This window comes from Geomonas sp. (genome assembly GCF_035254065.1).
Lineage (GTDB): Bacteria > Desulfobacterota > Desulfuromonadia > Geobacterales > Geobacteraceae > Geomonas.
Window position 1 is genome coordinate 1 of the sequence record NZ_DATFBA010000014.1, and the last position, 6,017, is coordinate 6,017.

Annotated in this window: 4 protein-coding genes and 1 pseudogene; 4 read left to right on the top strand and 1 reads right to left on the bottom strand. The window is 62.9% G+C overall.

The window, feature by feature from the left end:
- Positions 1–237: pseudogene (locus VJ604_RS00735) on the top strand (transglycosylase); the annotation flags it as partial.
- Positions 238–597: 360 nt separating this feature from the next.
- Entirely contained in the window at positions 598–1,695 is a 1,098-nt protein-coding gene (locus VJ604_RS00740; protein WP_324079471.1) for an HD-GYP domain-containing protein, read from the top strand.
- 144 nt (positions 1,696–1,839) lie between these two features.
- Here VJ604_RS00740 and VJ604_RS00745 read toward each other — a convergent pair whose 3' ends face one another.
- Positions 1,840–2,844, bottom strand: coding sequence for a hypothetical protein (locus VJ604_RS00745; RefSeq protein WP_324079472.1), 1,005 nt, complete (start codon positions 2,842–2,844; stop codon positions 1,840–1,842).
- A gap of 359 nt (positions 2,845–3,203) precedes the next feature.
- Here VJ604_RS00745 and VJ604_RS00750 point away from each other — a divergent pair, with 359 nt between their 5' ends.
- On the top strand, positions 3,204–4,862 hold the full coding sequence (locus VJ604_RS00750; protein ID WP_324079473.1) for an ATPase, T2SS/T4P/T4SS family: 1,659 nt from the start codon (positions 3,204–3,206) through the stop codon (positions 4,860–4,862).
- A 14-nt stretch (positions 4,863–4,876) separates the two neighbouring features.
- The gene (locus VJ604_RS00755; RefSeq protein WP_324079474.1) at positions 4,877–5,989 is read left to right on the top strand and encodes a type IV pilus twitching motility protein PilT; all 1,113 of its coding nucleotides are present in this window, start codon (positions 4,877–4,879) and stop codon (positions 5,987–5,989) included.
- Positions 5,990–6,017: the final 28 nt, after the last annotated feature.

Below are 6,017 nucleotides of genomic sequence, written 5' to 3' on the forward strand. Positions count from 1 at the left end.
CCGAACCTGGGCAGGATGCAGAAGAAGGTGGATCAGAGCATCCAGCAGGCGGCGGTCATGACCAACATGTCCAGCGCCCGCCTGTCGGAGCCGGCGGTGCCCCGCAAGGAGGAGGGGGCGGAGGCGCCCAAAGGAGAGGGCTCTCCTGCCGCAGCCCCGTCCGAGCAGGCTCCTGCTCCATCCGCTCCTGCCAACGCTCCGGCCCAAGAGCCGGGGCAGGGGGAGAAGCCGCAGTAGCCTTTCGGAACAACGCTATCCCCACCCAGCCACCTTCCCCTCTGCCGGGGAGAAGGCTGAAAGGACCTTCCACGAAGGCGCGAGGCTTCCCTCACCCCAACCCTCCCCCGGAGGGGGTGGGAGCACTTGCAATGGAGTCGGACAGGGGGACAGGCCCCTGACGGAGCCAGTCCCCGCCTCCATCCTCACCCTGTCCCTCCCCTTGAAGGGGAGGGGACGCCGGGGGGGGAGATTTCTGTCAAACCGAACAACGTAGTTGCTCCCACCTTCATTCATTAGCAAAGTCGTCCTCAAGTTCCCATGAGTTGCGCCGATCTATCTTGCACAGAGTAAAACGCTGGCAGGAGCGGAGTGGCATACATGAAACCAACTGTTACAGGCACCGTGGTGGTTGTCGACGACGACGTTTTCGTTTTGGAGAGCGTCTCCATGCTCCTAACGGTGAACGGCTTTGACGTGCATCCTTTTTCCAACGGCTTCGAGGCCCTGAAGAAGCTGGAGGAACTGCGGCCCCACACGGTGCTGACCGATGTGAACATGCCGAACATCACCGGGATCGAGCTCCTGGAGAAGATCCGCGAGCGGGACCGGGAGATACCGGTCATCCTGATGACCGCCTACGCCGAGCTCAACATGGCGGTCTCCGCCATCAAGAAGGGGGCCTTCGATTTCATCATCAAGCCCTTCAAGCCCCCCTACCTGGTGCATGCGGTGGAAAAGGGGATCAACTACCAGCGGCTGGTGCAGGTCGAGAAGAACTACAAGGCGGAGCTCGAGCGCACGGTGGAGCTGCGCACCCGGGAGCTGGCGGACGCGCTGGCGCGGATGCGCAGCATGAGCATGGAGACCATCGAGAGGCTCACCGCCGCCGCGGAGCTCAGGGACGAAGATACCGGCCGGCATATCTCCCGCATCGGCCTTTACGCCAGGAGGCTCGCCGAGGAGCTGGCCATGCCGGCCAACTTCGTGGAAACGATCGCCATGGCCGCGACCATGCACGACGTGGGGAAGATCGGCATCCCGGATTCCATCCTGCTCAAGCGGGGCCCGCTGACAGTGGAGGAATTCTCCACCATGAAGGGCCACACCGAGATCGGCCACACCATCCTTGCCGGTTCGACCCATCAAGTGCTGCAGATGGCGGCCTCCATCGCCCTGACGCACCACGAGCGCTGGGACGGCAGCGGCTACCCGAAAGGCCTGGTGGGGGAGCAGGCCCCCCTGGAGGGGCGTATCGTGATGTTGGTGGACCAGTACGATGCCTTGCGCAGCAAGAGGGTCTACAAGCCAGCCTTCAGCCATGAAAAGACCTTCGATATCATCACGGTCGGCGACGGGCGCACCATGCCCTGCCATTTCGACCCGGCCGTGCTGGAGGCCTTCACCCGCAGCGCCCACAGCCTTGACGAAATCTTCAACGACAATCGCGATGGTGATCAGGAGGGGTGTGCCGACTAGAGGCAATCCCCCCTGTCCCCCCTTTATCAAGGGGGGGACGTGACAGCGGGCGATGGCCGCTGATCAGGAAAAGATCCAAAATGCGAAGGGGCCAAGGCGTATCCGCCCTGGCCCCTTCTTTTTCTCTAGTCCCTACTCCTGCCTTTAAACCCTGAGGCTCTCCACCGCCTGCTCGTCGAGGACGTTGGAGACCGCCAGGGTCCGGTCGGCGCCGTTGCAGGAAACCACCAGCTCGGTCTCCGATAGCGCCTCGGCCTTGGTGTAGCGAAGCAGGATCTGCCCCGCCACCGCCAGCATCTCCTCGGAACTCTCTCCCATCAGCGCCGCCAACGGGCTCGGACCGCAACCCCAACGCAGGGTGGCCTCGCCCGGCTGCACGGCATTTTCCAACAGCTGGTTCTCGGCCTCGTTTCTCCCCACGATCACCTTGGTGCGCTTGCCGATCCGGAAGTGCCTCCCCAGTTTCAGCAACCGGAAATCCCTCGGGTTCAGCTGGTCGGAGTGGTCGAAGACGTCGCGCACCTTGCCCACGAAGGAGAGCTCGGTCAACAGGCAGCCGCCGGCAGGACAGGGGTAGTTCTTCACGTCCAGCTCCTCGGCCAGCTCCATCTGCTCCTTCCTGGAACGCCCCTGGATCGCCAGCAGCTTTTCACGGTCCACCCACCCCTCCTGCTCCGGGACGGTGGGCTGGAAATGCTTGGCGGAAAGGGGGCGCAGCAGCAGCCCGTCCAAGCCGCTCTCCCGCTCGATCACCCTGAGGGTATCCCGGCGCTGGCTCATCGGGCGCTGCCCGAGCACCTCACCGGTGAAGACGAAGTCGGCGCCTATCTCCTGCATGTACTCCTTGGCCTTCTTGAGCAGGTAGATGCGGCAGTCGATGCAGGGGTTCATCCCCTTGCCGTAACCGTGCTGGGGCTTTCTGACGATCTCCAGGTAATCGACACCCTTGTGCATCACCTTGATCGGTATGTTGAACTCGCCGGCCACCCGGACCGCCTCCGATTTGCAGCCGGAGTTCTTGCCGGTGCAGGTGCAGAACGGAGAAGTGAAGTTGAGGGCCTCCACGGCGACCCCCTGATCGAGGAGCACCTTGACGGCCAGGGTGGAATCGAGCCCCCCGGACAAAAGGGCGATGGCTTTACGTTGCATGCAAACTCTCCTATCTAAGTCGTGCCGCTAAAAGCGGTATCAGCAGAAACAGATGCGAAAACTCCAACAGCAAATCCCCCCTGTCCCCCCTTTATCAAGGGGGGGACCTGAAAGGCTGCCTCTCAGGAAATTGCCCCTACGTTCCCTCCCCTTCAAGGGGAAGCCTGCCCGCCGTAGCCTTCAGGCCAGGAGGGGGGCAGGGTGAGGATGGGGTTGGACATCTGGCTTTTGGGCATTTTCCGGTCAGTTACAAGTCCAATAGGCTACCACGAAGGATCAGGGAAAGTAAAGGTTGTCGGTATGAGGTTTTTCAGGTACATTCCCTCTAATCGGCCGTCCGTAATCCCGGAGGTGAACACATGAACGGGCTTGTCAAGGAAGGATCCATCGGTGCGATCCTCTTCAAATCCCAGATCATAACGGAACAGGAGCTGAGAGCGGCCCTGGAGGCGCAGAAGGTTTCCGGTTGCCGGGTCGGCGAGGCACTGGTCCGCCTGGGGGTGGTGACTCAGGAGGATATCGACTGGGCGCTCTCCAACCAGCTGAACATACCCTACGTCCGCCTGAAGAAGGAAAACCTGGATCCCGCCGCCATCGCACGGGTCCCCGGTCAGCTCGCCCGGCGCTACAACCTGTTCCCGGTGGTCCTCTCCGGCAACGAACTCTCGGTCGCCATGGCCGATCCGCTCAACAAGGAAGCGATCGAGGAGCTGGTCCGGGTCACCGGCTGCCAGGTCACCATCTCGGTCGGCCTCATCCGCGAAATCCGGGAGATGCAGGACCTGATCTACCCCGACCAGAACGCCCCGGAGCTGGGGTTCACTTCCAAGCAGTTCCCCGCCAAGGTGATCGAGGCGATCAACGCCGACCTCAGCGCGGCCGCCTTGCTGAACCACCTCCTCTTGAAGGTCATCAAGCAGAAGCTCACCACCCTGGCGTTGCAGCCCCTGGGGGACGACGTCGTGCTGGTGGCCCGCGGCGGTGGCCGCTCCGCCGAAATCGGCCGTCTCGCCTCCGCCAACTATCACGTGCTGACCGCGCGGATCCGGAAGCTGGCCCGGATGTCCCCCTCCGAGGGGATCTCCTCCAACGGGGTGCTCACCTTCATGTGGCAGGGGAAGAAGATTCCCTTCCAGGCGTTGTTGATGGGCGCCTCCGGCAGCGAGTACGTCACCATCAAGCTGAAGATCTCCCCGCCCCCTATCTCTGAGCTGGCAGACCTGCAGCTCCCCTCGCCGGAGCGGGAGGCCCTGCAGACGCTGACCAGGGAGAAGGAAGGGCTGATCCTCTTCTCCGGACGCGAGCCGGACGAGAGATGTCGGCTGATCGACCTGTTCATGGATGACTGCGACTCCGCCGGCAAGACGGTGCTGGTCCTGGGGGAGCGCCTGGGCCGGGGGAAGAAGCGTTTTCCCCGCATTCCGGTCAAGATGCACGACGTCATCGACCAGACCGCTTCCATCATCTCGGCCGCGCTCGAGCACGACCCGGATACCCTGGTGGTGGAGGACATCACCGACGTGGCGGCCTTCGTGGCGGCCAGCCGGGCGGTCATGCGCGGCAAGCTGGTGGTGGCGGGGATCTGCCACCCCGACAAGCTCTCCCTGCTCAAGCAGCTCCTGTATCTCAGGCAGAAGAACTACCTGATCCCCACCCACCTCAAGGGTCTCATCATCTCCAAATGCGTGCTGACCCTCTGCCCCGCCTGCAAGGAGAAGTACCAGCCGGCCGCGGAGGAACTGGCCGCGCTCAGGCTGCCCACCGGCCGACGGGAATACTTCCGCCCGCGCGGCTGCACCACCTGCGACCATACCGGTTACCGGGGACGGCGTTACCTGTTGGACGTGATCCGCTTCGACAAGACCTTCCTGGAGGCCTTCGAGATGATCGGCAAGAGCTCGGAGATCATCAGTTTCATGAAAGACAACGGCTACCGCGGCATAGCCGAGGAAGGTATCGAGCTCCTGGAGAGGGGCGAGATCTCGCCGGGCGAGTACGTGGCATCCATTCTACTGTGACGGAGAGTTAAGACATGGCAAGGATTGACGCACTGTTCAAACTGATGAGCGACAAGGGGGCATCGGACCTGCACCTCTCCACCGGGTCGCCACCGATCTTCAGGTTGCGCGGTGAGATGGAGCGGCAAAACTTCAAAGTGCTGGCGCACGACGAGTTGAAGTCCATACTATTCGAGATCCTGACCCAAAAGCAGCGCGATCACTTCGAGGAGAAGCACGACCTCGACTTCGCCTACTCGGTGCCCGGGCTGGCCCGCTTCCGTGGCAATATGATGATGCAGCATCGCGGCATCGCCGCCGTGTTCAGGATCATCCCCAGCAAGATCCTGACCGCCGACGAGCTCGCGCTGCCGGAAGGGGTCCGCAGGCTGACCGAGCTCAAGAAGGGTCTGGTGCTGGTGACCGGCCCTACCGGCAGCGGCAAGTCGACCACGCTCGCCGCCATGATCGACCTGATCAACTCGACCCGCAACGAGCACATCCTGACCCTCGAGGACCCGCTGGAGTTCATCCATGAGAACAAGAAGTCGCTCTTCAACCAGCGCCAGATCGGCGAGCACTCGGAAAGCTTCGCCACTGCGCTGCGCGCGGCGTTGAGGGAGGACCCGGACGTGATCCTGGTCGGTGAGATGCGCGACCTGGAGACCATCGGCCTCGCCATGAGCGCGGCCGAGACGGGCCACCTGGTGTTCGGTACCCTGCACACCAGCTCGGCGGCCAAGACGGTGGACCGCATCGTGGACGTCTTCCCCAAGGATGCCCAGGAGCAGGTGCGCGCGGTGCTCTCCGAGTCGCTCAAGGGGGTCATCTGCCAGCAGCTTTTGAAGACCGCCGACGGCAAGGGGAGGGTGGCCGCGCTGGAGATCATGATCGGCACCCCGGCCATCAGCAACCTGATCAGGGAGGGGAAGACCTACCAGATCCCCTCCATCATTCAGACCAGCCGCAAGGTGGGAATGATCACCCTCAACGAGGCCCTGCTCGACCTCGTGGAGAAGCACCAGATCGAACCCGACGAGGCTTATCTTCGCTCGGTCGAGAAGGCGGCCATGCTGCAGGCGCTCAAGGCGAAGGGCCACACCGTATCGGTCGGTGCGGCCCCGGGAGACCGTCCGGCTACGGGATGATGTCGAAGGTCTGGCTGGTGATCGTGGT